Here is an 18,145-nt window from a genome sequence, read left to right as displayed (position 1 = left end):
TTCAGCAACTCCAGCATGTCAGCAACCCACCAGCGCCTGGGCGAGGTAGCCGGTGACTTCGCTGAGAGCGACTCGCTCCTGCTTCATCGAGTCGCGCTCGCGGATCGTCACCGCGTGGTCCTCGAGGGTGTCGAAGTCGACGGTGATGCAGAACGGCGTACCGATCTCGTCCTGGCGGCGGTAGCGGCGGCCGATCGCACCGGCGTCGTCGAAGTCGACGTTCCAGTTCTTCCGCAGCTCGGTGGCCAGATCGCGAGCCTTCGGCGAGAGGTCGGTGTTGCGCGACAACGGCAGCACGGCGGCCTTGACCGGGGCGATCCGCGGGTCGAAGCGCAGTACGGTCCGCTTGTCGACGCCGCCCTTCGCGTTCGGCGCCTCGTCCTCGGTGTAGGCGTCGAGCAGGAAGGCCAGCACGTTCCGGGTCAGGCCGGCCGCGGGCTCGATCACGTACGGCGTCCAGCGCTCGCCCTTCTCCTGGTCGAAGTACGACAGGTCGGCGCCGGAGTGCTTGGAGTGCGTGGAGAGGTCGAAGTCGGTGCGGTTCGCGATGCCCTCGAGCTCGTCGAACTCCTTGCCGCCGAAGTTGAACCTGTACTCGATGTCGACGGTGCGCTTCGAGTAGTGGCTCAGCTTCTCCTTCGGGTGCTCGTAGAACCGCATGTTGTCCGGGTTGAGCCCGAGGCCGGTGTACCAGTCCCAGCGCGCCTTCAGCCAGTACTCGTGCCACTCCTCGTCGGCGCCCGGCGCGACGAAGAACTCCATCTCCATCTGCTCGAACTCACGGGTCCGGAAGATGAAGTTGCCCGGGGTGATCTCGTTGCGGAAGCTCTTGCCGACCTGCGCGATCCCGAACGGCGGCTTCTTCCGCGCCGTGCCCATCACGTTCGCGAAGTTCACGAAGATGCCCTGCGCGGTCTCCGGGCGGAGGTAGTGCAGGCCCTCCTCGGACTCGACCGGGCCGAGGTAGGTCTTCAGCAGGCCGTTGAACATCCGCGGCGCGGTGAAGGTGCCCTTGTTCCCGCAGTTCGGGCAGGCGATCTCGGACAGCTCGACGGTGTCGGCGTCCTTGTTCTTGCGGCGGGCGTAGTCCTCGCGCAGGTGGTCGTCACGGAACCGCTTGTGGCAGGACTGGCACTCGGTCAGCGGGTCGACGAACTCCTGCAGGTGCCCGGACGCCTCCCAGACCTTGGTCGGCAGGATCACCGAGGAGTCCAGCCCGACGACGTCGTCACGGCTCGTCACCATCGACCGCCACCACTGGGTGCGGACGTTGTTCTTCAGCTCCACCCCGAGCGGACCGTAGTCCCAGGCCGACTTGGTTCCGCCGTAGATCTCGCCGCAGGGGTAGACGAAGCCTCTCCGCTTACTGAGGCTGACGACGGCATCGACGGTTTCCACGGGCACTTTTGAACTCCAGAAACGGGCACAGGTCGGGTACGGAAAACACCAGGCTAACGGTCCGGGGTGCCCAACGTCGCATTCAGTGCTGGGTCAGGAACTCGGTCCGGTCCAAGGCCAGGTCCTCGTAGGCGGTGGGCTCGTCGATTGCCTGCGACAGCAGCGGTACGGCGGTCAGCTTCACGTCGTACGGCGAGAGCGCGCGCCGGTAACTGCCGATGTTCACGAACTCGAGGTTGAGCGCCAGCAGCTCGGGGTCGTCGACGTTCCGCCCGGTGCGCGCCGCGACGAACCCCTTCTGCCGGCTCAGCACCTCGACCGCCGCGTCCAGCCGGACCGCGAACTCCCCTTGCTCGGTCTCCGGCACGCGGAACCTGATCACGACGAACACCCGCGTCACCCTACGGCGTCGCGGTCGGAGCCGGTTCGGTGACCTGGAACAATGGGTCCATGAGTTCCCCCAGCAGTCAGCCGGTGAGCCCGTTGCGGCAGCGGATCACCAAGATCAGTTACCCGTACGTCGCGCGGCTGCACGGGATGCCGAAGCTGACCCTGCCGATCATCACCGGGGTCCTGGCGCTGGTCGGAGTGTTCGCTCCGGTCCCGGTCGCCGTACCGGCCCTGATCCTGCTCGCGCTGGTGCTCGGCTGGCTGGCGTTCCTGTCCTGGCCGGCTGTCACCACCGGCCCGAAGTTCCTGCGGATCTTCTCGATCCTGGTGATCCTGCTGTTCGCCGTCTCCCGGATCGCCGGGGCCTGATTCACCAGTCGTGGACCGTGCCGTCCGCTAGCCGGTTGACCGGCAGGTAGGCGGGTGCGTAGGGGTGGGCGGCGGCCAGGTCGTCGTCCAGTTCGACGCCGATCCCCGGTGCTTCGCCCGGGTGCAGGTGACCGTCCTCGAAGGTGAACGCGTGCCGGAACACGTCCTCGGTCGCGGGGGTGTATCCGGCGTACTCCTGGATGCCGAAGTTGTGGATCGCCAGGTCGAGGTGGATCGCGGCCGCCATGCCGACCGGCGAAATGTCTTCCGGTCCGTGAATGGCGCTCTTGATCTGCTGCTGTGCCGCAAAGTCGAACAGCTTCTTCAGGGGTGAAACCCCACCGAAGTGTGTGACCGCTGCGCGCACGTAGTCGATCAACTGCTCGTTCACCAGCGTGCGGAAGTCGTGAATGGTGTTGAAGACCTCGCCGATCGCCAGCGGGGTCGTGGTCTTGCTGCGGACCAGCCGCAGCCCCTCCTGGTTCTCGGCCGGGGTGCAGTCCTCCAGCCAGAACAGGTCGTACGGCTCCAGGTCCTTGCCCAGCCGAGCCGCCTGAATCGGCGTCAGCCGGTGGTGCGAGTCGTGCAGCAGCGGCAGATCCGGGCCGAACTCGTTCCGCACCGCCTCGAACACCGTCGGCATGTGCCGCAGATACGCCCCCGTGTCCCAGTCCTCGACCAGCGGGCGCGGGTGACCATCCGGCGTCACCTCCGGTTCGCCGTGAACGCCATACACGCGCTTCAATCCCGGTACGCCGGTCTGGATCCGGATCGACTGGTATCCCTGTGCCATCCGCTCCCGTACCGAGTCGAACAGCTCGGGCAGGTCGCGACCGTTGGCGTGACCGTAGGTGCGGACGCGATCACGGCTCGCGCCACCGAGAAGCTGGTAGAGCGGCAGGTTCGCGACCTTGGCCTTGATGTCCCACAGCGCCACGTCGACCGCGGCGATCGCAGCCATCGTGACCGGTCCACGCCGCCAGTACGCACCGCGGTAGAGCAGCTGCCAGGTGTCCTCGATCCGGTGCGGATCGAGACCGATCAGCAGCGGCGCCACGTGGTCGCGCAGGTAGCTGACCACCGCGAGCTCACGACCGTTGAGGGTCGCGTCCCCCAGCCCGGTCACGCCGTCGTCGGTGGTGATCCGCAACGTGACGAAGTTGCGGCCCGGGCTGGTGACGACGACGGAAGCGTCGACGATCTTCATATGGTTAGCCTTTCGTGGCACCGGCGGTCAGGCCGGCAACGAGATGCTTCTGCGCGAGTACGGCGACCACGACGACCGGAATCGTCATCACGGTCGAGGCCGCCATCAGGCCGCCCCAGTCTGTCCCGGCGTACGAGATGAACGAGAACAGGGCGACCGGCACGGTCATCGTGTGCTCGTCGGACAGGATCAACGCGAACATGAAGTTGTTCCAGCTGGCGACGAACGCCAGTACGGCGGCGGTCGCCGTACCGGGCGCTGCCAGCGGCAACGCGATCCGGCGGAACGCGCCGAACGCGCTCAGGCCGTCGACCCGGGCCGCCTCCTCGAGCTCGATCGGCAGGCCCTCGAAGAACCCGATCATGATCCAGAGGATCAACGGCACCGAGACGAACATGTGGCTCAGGATCAGCACGGTGTAGCTGCCGACGAGCCCGGCCTGGGCGAACAGGTAGTACCAGGGCACGAGCAGCGAGATGGCCGGCACGATCCGCGCGACCAGCACCAGCGAACCGGCGCGGTGCATGCGGAAGCGGCCGACCGCCCAAGCCGCCGGTACGGCGATGATCGCGGACAGGACCGTGGACACGACCCCGACGATCAGCGAGTTGACCATCGACGGGAGGATCCGGTCGTCGGCGAGCACGGCCTTGAAGTTGTCGAGCGTGGGCTTGAAGATCAGCCCGATCGACGGATCGGTGACCTGCACGTTGGTCTTGAACGCCGCGGCGAACATCCAGACGATCGGCAGACTGAAGAACAGCGCCACCAGTGTGATCGCGATTCCCCGCAAAGTTTTCATGCTGACCTCCGGCGCAGAACCACGACCACACCGATGATGAACAGGGTGAACAGCACGAGCACCGCCGCGGCGAGGCCGTACTCCTGGTAGTCGAAGGTGAGTCCGTAGGCGTAGACGTTGAGCGTCTCGGCCTCGAACGACGACCCACCGCCGGCGCCCTTGGTGGCGTAGATGATGTCGAACGTCTTCAGTCCGTCGACCGCTCGGAGGACGAGCGCGGTGGTCAGGGTCGGCCCGAGCATGGGCAGGACGACGTACCGGAATCTTTGCCAGCCGTTGGCGCCGTCCATGCTGGCGGCCTCTTCCGGCTCCTCGGAAAGCGTCGACAGGCCGGCGAGCAGCAGCAACGTCATCATCGGGGTCCATTGCCAGACATCGATCAGCACGAGCGTGGGCAGGGATCCGGAGACCGAGCCGAGGAACTCCTGCGGCGGAATCCCGAGTACGCCGAGCAGGTGGTTCGCGATGCCGTTGGTCGGGTCGAGGATCAGCAGCCAGAGGATGCCGATCGCCACCGGCGTCGCCAGCAGCGGGATGATCAGCACGGTGCGGACCCAGCGGATACCGCGGAAGGCTCTGCGCATCAGCATGGCCAGAGCTAGGCCGAAGACGGTCTCGAGAGCGACGGCTCCGACGGTGAAACCGATGGTGCGCCAGACCGCCGGCCAGAAGCGTCTGCTGTCGCCGAATGCGTCGGCGAAGTTCTGCAGGCCGATGTGCTTGGCACCGGCGTTCACCGCACCGAAGGCGTCGGTCGTGCTGAGGTTCAGGGTGAACACGAGCGGGAAGATGATCATCGCGCCGACGAAGAGCAGCGCGGGAGTCAGCATCGCCCACTTGAGCCGGCGGTTGGACTGCTCGATCGTGAGGGCCATCAGGACTCCCGGTGGCGGTTGTCGCGCACGAGGAACTCGGCGAACTCTTTGTCCGCGTCGCGCGCGACCGGCGCGACCTGCTCCTGCAGTACGGCGGTCACCAGCGGGCGGCCGACGATGTCGCGTGCGCGTCCGACCTGCAGCACCTCGGGCCGGTCGTGGCCGACGCCGTTCCGCGCGTTGACCTGCATGGCTTGAGCGAGCTCCTGCGGGAAGCCCTTGTTTGCTGCTGGGTTCGCCCAAACGGACGCGCGTGCGCCGGGGATGCCGGCCGTTTGCAGCGCTGTCACGGTTTCCCGGCCCGCCGCCCACCTGATGAACTCCCAGGCGTGGTCCTGCAGTTGCGAGAAGCGGTTGATGCCAAGACTCCAGGATGGGATGTTGTACGGCTTGGAACCGGCCGGACCGGCGGGGAACGGCGCGTACCCGATCGTCTTGCCGACCGCGGAGACCTTCGGATCGATCAGACCCGTGTAGATCGCGTCGGCGTCGATGTAGAAGGCCGCCTTGCCCTGCGCGAAGATCGGCATCGCCTGCTCGAGGCTCATGTTGGTCGCGCCGGGCGGACCGGACTTGCCGAGCAGATCGCCGTAGTACTGGTACGCCGCGATCGCCTCCGGAGTCGCGATCGCGGAGCGACCGTCACGGGTGAAGTCGCCGCCGTACGAATAGAGGAAGCTGGACCATTGGGTCACGGCGCCGCTGCGTTGGCCACGGCCGACGTACCCGAAAAGGTTCTTGGTGGTGAGGCGCGCGGCGGTCTGCTGCAGTTCGTCGAGGGTGCGTGGTGGGTTCGGGACGAGGTCCTTGCGGTAGTACAGGACGGGCCGCTCGGTCACCACCGGAACGCTCAGCACTTTGCCTGCTGTGGTTGAGGCTTCTCGGGGCGCGGCTTGGAAGTCCGCCCAGTTGAAGTCGCCGCTTTGCGCCCGGTCGGAGAGGTCGGCGAGCCAGTTGTTGTGCGCGAACAGCAGCTGCTCCTGCAGCGGCCGAACCATCATCACGTCGATATCGGTCGCCGAAGCATTCAGCTTCACGTTGTAGCTGCTCGACAGTTGATCACCAGTCAGCAGCGACATCGAGACCCGCCGCCCGATCAGCTCCTCGAACTCCGGCAACCGCTTCTGGATCGCCCGGGTCCACACATGATTGACCGCGGCCACCCGCAACCGCGTATCCCCCGACGGCCGCCCCGGCGAACAGGCCGCAACCGCCAGCCCACCCGCCACCCCCACGGCAAGCCGCCCGAACGTCCGCCGACTCAAACCCCGATCGCCCAGCATCGAGCACACCTCCAACCCGTGGTCCAACTGGTACTACCAGTTGCACTCTAACAACCCACCCCACCCAGGTCCACCCCCTGCCCCGCGACCGCGCGGCACCGGATTCGCGGACCGCCACCACTCACCAACCGCTGCAGCATCCGCCTTCGCACGCTCAGCCACTGCCCGAAAGCCCTCGCCGGGGTGAGTTGGTGAGTGACGCAGGTCCGCCTTCGCGACCAGACCGCCGATCTGCGCACGCAGACGCACCCAACCTGCCTGGGTATGCGTTAGCCGGTGGATTTTCGTCACTGGGAGGCTGTTGCAGAATCGGCGTGGCGTTGGTGCCTGCAATCCGGTGACTGGTCGGGGTTGGTGCGGGTTCACGGATGATTGCTGCCGGTATTTGGCAGTAGGTCTCCGTGGATCTGTGGCTGGGCGGGGTTTGTGCGTGTTTGCGGGGAGCTGCTGTCGCTGGGTGGCAGCAGATCCCCGCAGAGGTGGTTGGTGTGCCCCCGATTCGCGCCGCACCGGACAGGCCGGACACGTACCCGGTGGCTGGTCGCCGCGGCGGCCGATTTACTGAAGCGCTAGGCGGGCGTGGTCTGGGGCTGAGGGGGATGGCGAGCCCGGTGACCACAGTTGCGGCCGCTTGAGCTTCCGGGCTTCGGTTGCGGTCGCGGAAAACGAGGGGATCTCCCCGCAAGTTGCTGGTTCTCCCCTCAATATTTGAGCAGAGAAGGGCCCATTTGAACGGATATCCAGTGAAATTCCGCACGCTGGCAGCCGACCCGAACCGCACTGGACAACCACGGCGGCGAATCACCTGACAGGCCTCCTGATCGGCGGCGGAAGCCACAGCCCGCCAGCCACAGGCGACCCCAACCGCGGTCGCCGACCGCACCATCCCCCTCAGCCGAAGACCGCACCAGCCACCCGCATCAGGAGAACCGGCCGCAGCGGCGACCAGCCACCGCGTACGAAATCGGCCGGATCCGAGCGGTCGGATGGGACGAGCACCTTCGGGGAGGAGGGGTTCCTGGCCGGCCAAAGTCCTCAGCCACCGCGACCGATCACCTGCGGCGATATCGCAACAGGCACAGGACACCCAAAATCCACCGAATAGCGCGGTATCGCCTGCCTGGTTTCGTTAGCCGGTGGATTTTCGTCGCAGAGCACCCACAATCCACCGGATAGCGCGAGATCCTGTACCTCAGCCACAGCCCGGTCAGGCTCAGGCATCGGGATCGCGGTCGCCGGCCTCGGCATTCGGCTCAGCCATGCGCTCTGCTCGCTGTGCGTTTCTGTCGGCTGGCCTTGGCGGTCGGGCGAGGTACAGACCGAAATGGCCTCGGCCGGGGACGTCGGTTTGTGGTTGCTCGCCGCGACCGGCCGACCTGAAAGAAAGCATGGCTGGCCGCCGCGCTGGCTGAGCCGGACGGCGAGGCCGGTTCCCGCGCTTCCGTTGCCTACGGCTAACGGGCCCCGGTTGCGGTCCGGCAAGGGAGGCCAGTTCCCGCGCTTCCGTTGCCTACGGCTAACGGGCCCCGGTTGCGGTCCGGCAAGGGAGGCCAGTTCCCGCGCTTCCGTTGCCTACGGCTAACGGGCCCCGGTTGCGGTCCGGCAAGGGAGGCCAGTTCCCGCGCTTCCGTTGCCTACGGCTAACGGGCCCCGGTTGCGGTCCGGCAAGGGAGGCCGGTGCCCGCGCTTCCGTTGCCTACGGCTAACGGGCCCTGGTTGCGGTCCGGGACGGGATGCCAGTTCCCGGGTTTCCGTTGCCTGGGGCTGACGGCTCCGGTCGGGATCCGGCAAGGGAGGCCGGTGCCCGCGCTTCCGTTGCTTGTGGTTGCTGGCTGTGGTTCGGGGCGGATGCGGGGGGCTTGAACAGGAACCGGTGGGCGTGAACAAGGTATTACCTGTTCACGGCCCCCACCGGGTAGGCGCACCCCCGGGTTGTGGCCGGCGCGACCGAAGCCACCGCGCACAGCTACGCCGTACCGGCCACGCCTGGGACGGATCAGCCCATTTGGTGGGCTCACCCACCGGGTTATGGGTGGGCTAGCTGCATGCGGTTGGCCGACCCACAATTTGCCTGGCCCGCCCATCAAATGGGGTGCCGCGCGGCGTCGTACCGGGATTTCGTGGTGGCAGTGGGCCGTGGCGTTAGGTGGGTGGGTGGTCGAGGAGGGTTTTGATGTGGTTGGCGGCCATGACGTCCAGGGCGAGGTCCAGGTCGGGGCCGTAGGTGCGGAGGGCCAGGGAGAGGTGTTCGCGCATGTGGTGGCGGGCGCGGTCGGGGTCCCGGGCGGTGATGGCTTCGAGGATCTCGGGGTGGTGCGGGACGCCTGGTTCGGCGATGGAGGGGTCCGAGTTCGAGCGGAGCATCATCTCGAACATCATGCCGCCGATGGAGGAGAGCATGATGCGGAGAACGGGGTTGCCGGCGGCGGCCGCGATGGTGTCGTGGAACTCGAGGTCGGCGCGGGCTTTGACGACCGGGTCGAGGGCCGCGATCATCGCGGCGTTGGCGGTGCGCATCGCTTCGATCTGGGCTTCGGTGGCGCGTTCGGTGGCGAGGCCGACGATCTCGACCTCGATCGGGATCCGGGCCTCGATCAACTGGCGGACGGTCGGGCGGCCGGCGCGGTAGAGGGCGTCGTAGCTGCGGGCGTCGGCGGTGGACTGGTCGATGACGAAGGAGCCGCGGCCGGGGGCGACCTCGATCAGGTGCTGGGCCTCGAGGCGGCGGAGGACCTCGCGCAGGACGTTGCGGCTGGCTCCGAACTGTACGGCGAGCTCGCGCTCCGAGGGCAGTTTGGCGCCGACCGGGATCGCGCCGGAGCGGATCTCGTTCTGCAGCCGCCGGGCGATGCTCTCGGTGAGCAGACCCCGGTGGGCAGGCGGTTCGAAGGCATCGGCTGGCACAGCACGAAGCTACCCCAGCCGGGCGGCCTGCGCGGTCCGATCCTTCTCGATCGTGGTTGCGAGCTGCTTCACGCCCGCCTCCTGGCCGGCGGCCTGCACACTGCGGGTGACGAGGGCCGACTGGGCCAGGTGGTCCTTCACCTCGGCCCGCAGCACCTTGTCGAAGGCAGGGCCGCGCAGCTTCTGCAGCGCGACCACCTCCTCCTCGGTCATCATCCCGGGCATGTTGTGTCCCTGATGCGCGTTCCCACTCGGCAACCGGGCACGGTCGCGAAGCGCGTTCAGCTGCTTGAGCTCGGTCTGATGAGCAACGGTCAGTTCCGCGGCCAATCGCCGTACGGCGGGGTCCGTGGAGTTGGTCGGCGCGAAGCCGAGGACCCGGAGGAACTGTTCGTCCATCGGAATCATCAGCCCGAGCCAGGCGGCGTCCGTCGGGTTGAACGCCGGGTCGACCGAGGAAGCGACGGTGGCCGCCGGAGCAGGGGGCTGGGGCTGCGAGCCACAACCTGCGAGCACTCCGGCGACCAACGCCAGTACTAGGTACTTCTTCACGGATGGCCGTCCGCCCCGCACTTGATGATCGGGCGGATGCAGTCGTTGACGCGGCGAGCCATCTCGTCCACCGGCCACGCGTTGAAGAAGTCACCGTGCATGGTGAACCCGCCACCACTCGCCAACCGGAAGCCGGCGGTCGAGCCGCTCACCGGATAACGCAGTACCTGCCGCAGCTTCGGCACCGGGACCGGGTGGGTCGCCGGGCAGTCGCCGTTCACCGGGTACGCCATGTGGCTCTTGTGATCCGGTGAGTCGAGGTCGCGACCGTTCCAGCACTGCGGGAAGTCGAGGTACGACTCCAGCATCGACCCGGCCGGACAGGTGATGAAGTCGTGCCCGGAACCCGCGTCACCGGCGTGAAGACACGACCACCGGGAGATGGTGTTGTCGTTCGGCCCGGTGGCTTTCGCGTTACCGGCAACGATCCTCAACCCGTACGGCAGCGGCTGGGTGCGCGCGATCACATCATCGCGAACGCCTTCACCCAGGTAGTAGAACGTCGTCCCCGTCGGCTCGACCGGCTGGTTGTTCGAGTAGAACGTCGGCACCCAGTACGACGACCTGTCGATCGACGGGTTGCAACTGGTCGGCGAATTGGCCAGGTCGTCCACGGTTGTGTTCGCGTTCGTCACCGTGGCACCGAAGAAGCTGTGCATGTGCGAGGCACCAGGCATGTTCGGGAACACGATCGGGTCGTCGGGCAGCCGGTGCGTGTACGCGCAGTCCGCCAGGAACTCCGCGACCCGGACGATCGGGCCGCCGGTCCCGCCGTACACCTGGAACTCCCAGAGCGACGCCCCGTACTGCGTCGCGCGCTCGGTGATCAGGATCCGGACGTACCGGCCGGAACCATTGACGGTGAGGTTCTGCTCGCCGCCGGTGCCGTTGGTGGTCGTCTGGACGGTGGTCCATTCATTGCCGGTGCTGGACGTCTGGATCTGGAACCCGCGAGCGTACGCCGCCTCCCAGCGCAGCAGCACGCGGTTGAACGACTGGGTCGATCCGAGGTCGATCCGCAGCCACTGATTGTCGGTGAAGCTGCTGGCCCACCGGGTTCCGTTGTTGCCATCGACGGCCGCGGCGGCCGGCGTACCGGCGTTCTCGGTCGAGGACGCGAGGGCCGGGCGGCCTTGGGACAGCAGGGTTTCAGCAGCTTGTGCGTTGCCCGACGCCACCAGGAAGGCGCCGAGGACCGCGAGCACGGTCAGTAGAGCTCTTTTCATCAGCGGACCCCTCTCAGTGGTAGACGCGGACGTAGTCGACGAGCATGCGGGACGGGAACGGGGTGGCAGCGTTCGGCGGACCGGGGAAGTCGCCGCCCACGGCCAGATTCAGGATCAGGTAGAACGGGTGGTCGTAGATCCACGGCCCGCGTGTCGCCTCGAGCTGCGCCTTGTCGACGGTGAAGACCGTGGTGCCGTCGACCTGGTAGGTGATGCCGGTGGAGTTCCACAGCATCGTCCAGGTGTGGAAGTCGTTGGCGAAGTCCGCTCCGCCGGGCAGACCGTAGGTCCCGCCGTACCCGCCGGCGCCGTTGTAGGCCGGGGCGTGCAGCGTGGAGTAGCCCTTGGTGGTCTCGCGACCGAGGATCTCCATGATGTCGATCTCGCCGTTGTACGGCCACGGGCGTCCGGTGAGGAAGTCGCTCCCCATCATCCAGAACGCCGGCCACAGGCCGTTGTCCTTCGGCACCTTGATCCGGGCCTCGACCTTGCCGTAGGTCGTGTCGAACTTGGTGCCGGTGTTGATCCGGCCGGATGTGTACTGGCAGACGCCCTTACCGCTGACCGGGTCGATCGGGCACGCCGTACCGGGGGTCTCCTGGCGCCGGGCCTCGATCACGAGGTGGCCCTGGCCGTCGGTCTGGACGTTGTCGTTGTTGGTGTAGACCTGCAGCTCGTTGTTCTGGCCGATGCCGGGGTCGGCGCGCCACTTCGTCGCGTCCGGCTTGGCGCCGGCCGGGGTGTCGAAGTTGTCCTGCCAGATCAGCTGCGGCGGGTTCGCCGGGTCGGCCGGCGGGGTCGGCGGCGTGTTCGGCGCTCCCCCGGTCCCGTAGACCTGGAACTCCCACAGCGAATACCCGTACGGCGAGTTGCGCTCCGTACCGTACATCCGGACGTAGCGGCCGGTGCCCGAAACGGTCAGCGTCTGCTTGAACCCGGGGCCGGTGGTGGTCGAGTAGATCGTGGACCAGTTGTTCGCGTCGTTCGAGACCTGCAACTGGTAGGACTTCGCGGAGGCCGGATCCCATTGCAGGACGACCTTGTCGATCTGCGCGGTCGCGCCGAGGTCGACGTAGATCCAGCCCGGGTCGACCCAGCCGGAGTCGGTCGCGGTCGCCCAGCGGCTGGCCGGGTCGAGGTCGAACGCACGGGCCGGGGTGCACTCGAAGCAGTTGCCGTCACTCTGCTGCGTGGAGGCGAAGCCTGGCTTGTTGTAGGACAGCAAACCGGAACCCGGGCCAGGGCCGCTGGTGCTGCCGAAGACCTTGAACTCCCACAGCGAGTAACCCCACTGTGTCGCTCGCTGCGTGCCCACCAGGCGGACGTAGCGACCGGTACCGCTGACATTCAGAGTTTGGTTGCCTCCGGCACCATTCGTGGTGCTGTTGATCGTCGTCCAGGTGTTGCCGTCGGTGGAGGTCTGGATCTGGAAGGCGGTCGCGTACGCCGCCTCCCAGCTGAGCTGGACCTGGTTGACCGCGGAGGACGTGCCGAGGTCGACCTGGATCCACTGCGGATCGCCGAACGCACTCGACCAGCGGGTGCCAGGGTCGCCGTCGACAGCCGAGGCGGCGCCGAAGACGACGTTCTCGGAGGAGGAGGCGGTGGCGGTCTTGCCTTGGGACAGCAGTACGTCGGCGGCGCGCGCGGGGAGCGCGACGAGGATGCCGATCAGGATCGAGAGGGCGGCCAACGCGGCCGCGGCTCGGTAGCGGACTCTGGGGCGGGCGAGATATGGCATGGGCGGTCTCCGGGGGCAGTCGGAAGATGCGCATCAGGGAACGTTCCCTGAGGGTGAGACTGTGCCCGTGAGGGAACGGTGTCAAGAGTTGACAGGTTCCGGAACCGTGGGATCCTCAAGAGCATGAGACGGCCGACCTTGCATGCGGTGGCGGCCCGGGCCGGGGTGTCGAAGTCGAGCGTTTCCCGCGTGATCAACGGGGAGCCGACGGTCGCGCCCGCGATCCGGGAGATCGTGATGGCCGCGGTCGCCGAGCTCGGCTACGTGCCGAACGGCGCGGCCCGCAACCTGGTCACCCAGCGGACCAACACGATCGCGATCATCGTCTCCGACCCCCCGGCCGGTCTGGTCTCCGACGACCCGATGTTCGCGATGGTCGTCCGCGCCGCGAGCCGCGAACTGGAACGCGCCGGCAAGCAGGTCTCACTCGTCCTCGCCGGCTCCGACGAGAGCCGGCTGCGCGTCGAGCAGTATCTGGCCGGCGGTCACGTGGACGGCGCGATCCTGGTCTCGATGGACGGCGCCGATCCGCTCCCCGGCGTACTGTCACGGACCGGACTCCCGATCGTCTCGCACGGCCGGCTCGCGACCCCGGGCCTGATGCCGTGGGTCGACAACGACAACCACGGCGGCGCGACCCAGGCCGTCCGGCATCTGCTCGATCAGGGCCGGCGCCGGATTGCCACCATCTCCGGGCCGCTCGACATGACCGCCGCACAGGAGCGCCTCGCGGCGTACCGGGACACGTTGAAGGACACCGGACGTCGTTCGATCGTTGCCCTCGGCGACTTCACCCGCATCTCCGGCGCCGAGGCGATGCGCCAACTACTGGACGACGATCCGGGCCTGGACGCCGTCTTCGCCGCGAACGACCTGATGGCGATCGGCGCGCTGCGCACCCTGCGCCAAGCCGGTCGCCGCGTCCCCGACGACGTTGCTGTCATCGGCTTCGACGACATCGAGGCCGCGCTCTACACCGCTCCCGCGCTGACCACCATCCGCTCCCCCATGACCGATCAGGCGATCCAAACCACCCAGCTCCTCCTCGACCTTCTCGCTCATGGCAGCGCCGACCCCGTCACCCTCCCGACCGAACTGATCGTCCGCGAATCGGCGTGAGCACGTCAGGGCAAGTCGCAGCCGCCTTCGAGCTGGGCGAACCTGAAGGCGACCTCGTCCACATCCGGCGCGGGGACAGCGACGCCTGGCGCCTCAACACGTCCACCGGCAGCTACTTCGTCAAGGGCTATCTGGGTGAGGTGTCGGCCGACCAGCTCGCGATCGCGACGGCGTTCGAGCAGCGCGCACTCGATGCAGGGGTCGACATGCCGAAGCCGATCGACTCCTCGCTGGGCTGGGTGACCCGCATCGACGATCGCCTGTTCCGGGTGTACCCATGGATCGAGGCCGGCCCCACCCAGGACGTCTCAGTCTGGCTCGGCCAGACGATGGCGCGAGTGCATCAACTCCAGCCCCTCGCCCAGATCGGCCTGCCACCGTGGTGGCAGCAAACCGTTCCCCCACTCACCGGTCGCCCATCATGGGCGAGCTTGTACGACGACGCCGTACCGCACCTGATCGCGATCGCCGAACGCATCGCGGAGCTCGCCGAAACAGCCCCGGACCCCGTGCTCACCCACGGCGACTTCAAACCCCACAACATCGTGGCATCGCCCACCGGCCCCATGCTCGTCGACTGGGACAGCGTCCGCACCGACAGCGCAGCCCTAGAAGCAGGCCGAGTCGCCTACACCTTTGCCGCCGGCAACCCCCAGCAAATCAACAAGATCCTCACCGCATACGTCGCCGCCGGTGGCGAACTGGATTGGTCCGGCCCAGACCTCTTCCTCAGCGTCGCCCGCCACGACCTACAAATCCTCAACGACCTGATCCAAGCCTCACTCGGCCAAACTCCCCCAGCCCCCTGGATGGGCAACATCGAAACCACCATCACCACCACCCTCCAAAACCTCCCCCACAAACTCATCCAGCTCCGCACCCTCACCCAGGGCAGGTAGTCACGCCTCCGCCGAGCCCTAAGCAACGCGAGCCTCGGCCACCGGCCTCCCTTGCCGGACCGCAACCACTGCCGGTCAGCCCTAGGCAACGGAAACTCGGTCGCCGGCGTCCTTTCCGGACCGCAACCAGAGCCCGCCAGCCACCGGCGACCGCGATCCACGTTGCCTCGGGCTGACGGGCTGTGGCTGAGGTGCGAGATCTTTCGCTATCCGGTCGATTTTGGGTGCTCGGCGACGAAAATCCACCGGATAACGCGCGACCTCCCGGGCAGCCCCGATCGGCGGCACGGATCGGCCGGGAGTTGCACTATCCGGTGGATTGGGGGCACTCAGTGACGAAAATCCACCGGATAACGGGGTCAGGTGGGCGGGCCTAGGCAGTCGGTGGCTGCGGATACGGCGGCGGTGCGGAGGGCTTGTAGGGGTTCGTCGTCGAACATGACTGCTGAGTCGGAGAGGCCGCCCAGGGCGACCATGGCTCGGACCTTGGCGTCGAGGGTTGGGGTGGGGCCGATGAGGAGTTCGGTGAGGCGGGCTCGCCATTCCATGAAGCGGCTGGCGAGTTTGAGTTCGGTGAGGACGGCCAGGTCGCGGATGACGATCTGGATCAGCCAGCGGTGCTTGTGGGCGAGGTCGAAGTACGACGTCAGCAGGTCCTGCGGGGCTACCGGGGCGGCTGCTTCCTGGGTGGCGACGTAGGCGTCGAAGTCGTCGATGAGGGGCTGGACGAGGCTGCGCAGGAGCTCCTCGCGGGACGCGAAGTGGTAGTAGAGCGCGGGCTTGGTGACGCCGAGGCGCTCGGCGATGTCGCGCAGGCTGGTCTGCTGGACGCCGCGCTCGGCGAACAGCTCGACCGCGACCTGCTGGATCCGGGCCTTCGGGTCGTCCGTGCGCAGTCTCGGCATGTGTCGAGGATAACTGACCTTCCGTTAAGTAAACCCGTTGACACGACCCCGGCGACCCTGCTTACCTTCCGTTAAGTAAACAAAGGAGGCACGCCATGAAAGTCCTCATTTCAGGCGCGAGCGTGGCCGGACCGGTGCTCGCCTACTGGCTGGACCGGTACGGCGTCGAGACCACCGTCGTCGAGCGCACGCCGGCGCTCCGGCACGGCCTCGGCGGGCATGCGGTCGACCTGTTCGGACCGGCCACCGACGTCGTACAGAGGATGGGACTCTGGGACGAGATCACCGCATCCCGGACGATGATCGAGGAGCTGACGATCGAGCGCTCCGGCGGCCGTCCGGTGCACGTCGACCTCGGCCGCCTGTACGCCGGGATGTCGGATCAGCACGTGGAGATCCTGCGCGGCGAACTGACCCGGATCCTGTCTGCCGCGGATCCGTCCGAATATCTGTTCGGCGACTCGATCACCAGCCTGACCGACGACGGCGCCGGGGTCGACGTGACCTTCGAGCGCAGCGAACCTCGGCGATTCGACCTGGTGATCGGCGCGGACGGCATGCACTCGAACGTCCGCCGACTGGCCTTCGGACCCGAAGAGTCGATGCGCCGCCACCTCGGCGGCTACCTCGCGGTCTACTCATTGCCGAACCTCTTCGACCTCGGTACCCGCATGCTCACGCACCAGTCCGTCAACCGGCTGGTCGGAACATACAGCGTCCGTCAGACTGGACAGTCCCGAGCAATGTTCCTGTTCCGGACCGCGACCGAGCTCGAGTACGACCACCGCGACAAGGATCAGCAGAAGCGCTTACTGGCAAAGGAGTTCCGTGACTACGGCTGGCGCGTACCGCAACTGCTCGAGCACCTCGAAGCTGCCGACGACTTCTACTTCGACGCCATCGCCCAGATCACCCTCGACACCTGGCAGCGCGGCCGGATCGGCCTCGTCGGCGATGCCGGCTACTGCCCCGCGCCCGCAGTCGGTGGTGGAACCAGCCTGGCCGTCGCGACGGCCTACATCCTCGCCGGCGAGCTCGCCGCGCACGGCCCCGCCGGTCTGCGCAGCTACGAGCTGAAGGTCCGGCGCATGGTGGACCTGAGCCGGGCGATCGGGCCGAAGGTGATGGGCACGATCATCCCGGGCGGACCGGCCGCACTCCGCCTCCTCCCGCTGGCGGCATCCGTCGTACCGAAGTTGCCGACTCCGGTCCAGCGCTTCATCTGGTCGCAGAACGCCGTCGGCAAGGCGCTCGGCTCGACGCCACTGCCGGACTACTCCGCTCTAACAAAGAGCCCTAGTCCAGGATCTCCCGCAAACCCAGTCCAGTCAGGCGGTCCCGGAGCCACTCCAGCTCCTTGACGATGCGTTTGGCGAGCTGCACTCGAGTCCGCGGCTGGCGGGGCCAGGTGTAGGTCTCCGACTCCAGATGGTGTGTCATCGGGTGCCCGCCGCCGACCATCCGGTTCAGACACTCATCCAGTACGGCGGTGGTCGCAGTCAGCGGCGCAGGCGGCGGCTCACTGGCGGCGATGTGCGCGTGCATCCGCCAGCAGGCGTGGCCGGACAACTGGTAGGCCAGGTCGACGTCATCGACCCCTGGCCCACACCACTCGCGCACCTGACGCAGATACTTCGGATCACTCAAGTCATTCAGCGCCTGGCGACCGACTCCGTCGGAGGGGTCGACCAACTGCGGCGCTACCGACAGCTGCGCCTTCACCACATCCACACCGGCTCGCCATAGCGTTTCGAACGCCGGACCGGGCTCCTCGAACTGGACCGCCAGATGACACGTGTCCAGTCCGAGGCCGATCCGCGACTTCCCGGCGTCCGGGCTGACGTAGTTGCTCAACCAGCCGGCGGCCTGCCCGACCATCTCCAGCACGCACCCTGGCTCAGGCTCGACCGCAATCCGGATCCGGTGGCCGGTACGGCGCTCTGTCCGGTCCAGGTGGAATTCCAGCCGGTCGAACGCCACCCGGGTCGCCTCGTTGCGCTGCTTCGACCATGGCTCGCGCCAGGCCAGCGGAAGCGTCGAGATCGAGCCGTACGACGCATCTGCCGGCAGCAGCTCGGCAAGGATGTCGACCAGGTCGACGGTGTACCGCAGGCGCTCGGTGTCGGTCCAGTCCGGGCAGTAGACCTTCGAACCGACCACCTTGTCGGCGAACGCCGAGTGGGCGACGCCGTTCAGCGAAACGACCTCCAGCTGCTGACGAGCCAACGCACGCTGCAGCTTGCGCAGTGCGACCGGCGAGTTGGCCAGCCGGTCGGCGAGTGGGCTCACCAGCCAGAGCCCGATGCCGAGCGTCGGGACGCCGAGCTCAGCCCGGGCCACCCCCGCACAGCCGTCCAGCCACTTGATCAGCTCGTCCAGCTCCGTGGCAGGCAGAACTGTGGCGGAGTACCCCAGATGGACGGTGGAACCGTCCCGATGGCGGAATCTCATCAGTTGCTCCTCACCCCGTATTGG

General features: G+C 67.3%; 16 protein-coding genes. 4 read left to right on the top strand and 12 right to left on the bottom strand.

What is annotated here, in order from left to right:
* Positions 1-18 precede the first annotated feature (18 nt).
* On the bottom strand, positions 19-1,404 hold the full coding sequence (locus OG474_RS32370; RefSeq protein ID WP_405057400.1) for a glycine--tRNA ligase: 1,386 nt from the start codon (positions 1,402-1,404) through the stop codon (positions 19-21).
* A gap of 76 nt (positions 1,405-1,480) precedes the next feature.
* A complete protein-coding gene (locus OG474_RS32365; RefSeq protein WP_405057399.1) occupies positions 1,481-1,789 on the bottom strand; it encodes an antibiotic biosynthesis monooxygenase family protein in 309 nt (102 codons plus the stop codon).
* A 59-nt stretch (positions 1,790-1,848) separates the two neighbouring features.
* Between OG474_RS32365 and OG474_RS32360 the strand changes: the two genes are divergently transcribed.
* Positions 1,849-2,157 (top strand): DUF6703 family protein, encoded by a 309-nt coding sequence (locus OG474_RS32360; protein ID WP_405057398.1) that lies wholly within the window; start codon positions 1,849-1,851, stop codon positions 2,155-2,157.
* A gap of 1 nt (position 2,158) precedes the next feature.
* Here OG474_RS32360 and manD read toward each other — a convergent pair whose 3' ends face one another.
* From manD to OG474_RS32320, 8 genes are all read right to left on the bottom strand, one after another.
* A complete protein-coding gene (manD, locus tag OG474_RS32355; RefSeq protein ID WP_405057397.1) occupies positions 2,159-3,364 on the bottom strand; it encodes a D-mannonate dehydratase ManD in 1,206 nt (401 codons plus the stop codon).
* Positions 3,365-3,368: 4 nt separating this feature from the next.
* Entirely contained in the window at positions 3,369-4,166 is a 798-nt protein-coding gene (locus OG474_RS32350) for a carbohydrate ABC transporter permease (protein WP_405057396.1), read from the bottom strand.
* Positions 4,163-5,041 carry a carbohydrate ABC transporter permease gene (locus OG474_RS32345; protein WP_405057395.1) on the bottom strand — a complete coding sequence of 293 codons (879 nt, stop codon included), beginning with the start codon at positions 5,039-5,041 and terminating at the stop codon, positions 4,163-4,165. The genes OG474_RS32350 and OG474_RS32345 overlap by 4 nt, the downstream gene beginning before the upstream one ends.
* Entirely contained in the window at positions 5,041-6,324 is a 1,284-nt protein-coding gene (locus tag OG474_RS32340; RefSeq protein WP_405057394.1) for an ABC transporter substrate-binding protein, read from the bottom strand. Before OG474_RS32340 ends, OG474_RS32345 begins: the two co-directional genes overlap by 1 nt.
* Before the next feature lie 2,142 nt (positions 6,325-8,466).
* On the bottom strand, positions 8,467-9,228 hold the full coding sequence (locus OG474_RS32335) for a FadR/GntR family transcriptional regulator (RefSeq protein ID WP_405057393.1): 762 nt from the start codon (positions 9,226-9,228) through the stop codon (positions 8,467-8,469).
* A 9-nt stretch (positions 9,229-9,237) separates the two neighbouring features.
* The gene (locus OG474_RS32330; protein WP_405057392.1) at positions 9,238-9,780 is read right to left on the bottom strand and encodes a DUF305 domain-containing protein; all 543 of its coding nucleotides are present in this window, start codon (positions 9,778-9,780) and stop codon (positions 9,238-9,240) included.
* A complete protein-coding gene (locus tag OG474_RS32325) occupies positions 9,777-11,006 on the bottom strand; it encodes a DUF1996 domain-containing protein (protein WP_405057391.1) in 1,230 nt (409 codons plus the stop codon). Before OG474_RS32325 ends, OG474_RS32330 begins: the two co-directional genes overlap by 4 nt.
* A 13-nt stretch (positions 11,007-11,019) precedes the next feature.
* Entirely contained in the window at positions 11,020-12,747 is a 1,728-nt protein-coding gene (locus OG474_RS32320; protein WP_405057390.1) for a discoidin domain-containing protein, read from the bottom strand.
* A gap of 123 nt (positions 12,748-12,870) precedes the next feature.
* On the opposite strand from OG474_RS32320, the gene OG474_RS32315 reads away from it, so the two are divergent.
* Positions 12,871-13,866 (top strand): LacI family DNA-binding transcriptional regulator, encoded by a 996-nt coding sequence (locus tag OG474_RS32315; RefSeq protein ID WP_405057389.1) that lies wholly within the window; start codon positions 12,871-12,873, stop codon positions 13,864-13,866.
* Entirely contained in the window at positions 13,863-14,765 is a 903-nt protein-coding gene (locus OG474_RS32310) for a phosphotransferase enzyme family protein (protein WP_405057388.1), read from the top strand. The genes OG474_RS32315 and OG474_RS32310 overlap by 4 nt, the downstream gene beginning before the upstream one ends.
* 359 nt (positions 14,766-15,124) lie before the next feature.
* Here OG474_RS32310 and OG474_RS32305 read toward each other — a convergent pair whose 3' ends face one another.
* On the bottom strand, positions 15,125-15,670 hold the full coding sequence (locus tag OG474_RS32305; protein WP_405057387.1) for a TetR/AcrR family transcriptional regulator: 546 nt from the start codon (positions 15,668-15,670) through the stop codon (positions 15,125-15,127).
* A gap of 95 nt (positions 15,671-15,765) precedes the next feature.
* Between OG474_RS32305 and OG474_RS32300 the strand changes: the two genes are divergently transcribed.
* A complete protein-coding gene (locus OG474_RS32300; protein ID WP_405057386.1) occupies positions 15,766-17,031 on the top strand; it encodes an FAD-dependent monooxygenase in 1,266 nt (421 codons plus the stop codon).
* Here OG474_RS32300 and eboE read toward each other — a convergent pair.
* Positions 16,967-18,121: a metabolite traffic protein EboE gene (gene eboE / locus OG474_RS32295; RefSeq protein ID WP_405057385.1), complete on the bottom strand. Its 1,155-nt coding sequence runs from the start codon at positions 18,119-18,121 to the stop codon at positions 16,967-16,969. The two genes, OG474_RS32300 and eboE, sit on opposite strands and share 65 nt — an antisense overlap.
* Positions 18,122-18,145: the final 24 nt, after the last annotated feature.

It is taken from the genome of Kribbella sp. NBC_01505 (genome assembly GCF_045040285.1).
Classification (GTDB): Bacteria; Actinomycetota; Actinomycetes; order Propionibacteriales; family Kribbellaceae; genus Kribbella.
The sequence above is the reverse complement of the archived record's forward strand: the minus strand, read 5'-3'. Positions and strand labels throughout refer to the sequence as shown.

Excerpts from the sequence above, each read along its gene's own strand:
- eboE (WP_405057385.1), bottom strand. The coding sequence starts at position 18,121 with ATGAGATTCCGCCATCGGGACGGTTCCACCGTCCATCTGGGGTACTCC.
- OG474_RS32300 (WP_405057386.1), top strand. The coding sequence starts at position 15,766 with ATGAAAGTCCTCATTTCAGGCGCGAGCGTGGCCGGACCGGTGCTCGCC.
- OG474_RS32350 (WP_405057396.1), bottom strand. The coding sequence starts at position 4,166 with ATGAAAACTTTGCGGGGAATCGCGATCACACTGGTGGCGCTGTTCTTC.
- OG474_RS32340 (WP_405057394.1), bottom strand. The coding sequence starts at position 6,324 with ATGCTGGGCGATCGGGGTTTGAGTCGGCGGACGTTCGGGCGGCTTGCC.
- OG474_RS32360 (WP_405057398.1), top strand. The coding sequence starts at position 1,849 with ATGAGTTCCCCCAGCAGTCAGCCGGTGAGCCCGTTGCGGCAGCGGATC.
- OG474_RS32345 (WP_405057395.1), bottom strand. The coding sequence starts at position 5,041 with ATGGCCCTCACGATCGAGCAGTCCAACCGCCGGCTCAAGTGGGCGATG.
- OG474_RS32305 (WP_405057387.1), bottom strand. The coding sequence starts at position 15,670 with ATGCCGAGACTGCGCACGGACGACCCGAAGGCCCGGATCCAGCAGGTC.
- OG474_RS32320 (WP_405057390.1), bottom strand. The coding sequence starts at position 12,747 with ATGCCATATCTCGCCCGCCCCAGAGTCCGCTACCGAGCCGCGGCCGCG.
- manD (WP_405057397.1), bottom strand. The coding sequence starts at position 3,364 with ATGAAGATCGTCGACGCTTCCGTCGTCGTCACCAGCCCGGGCCGCAAC.
- OG474_RS32325 (WP_405057391.1), bottom strand. The coding sequence starts at position 11,006 with ATGAAAAGAGCTCTACTGACCGTGCTCGCGGTCCTCGGCGCCTTCCTG.
- OG474_RS32315 (WP_405057389.1), top strand. The coding sequence starts at position 12,871 with ATGAGACGGCCGACCTTGCATGCGGTGGCGGCCCGGGCCGGGGTGTCG.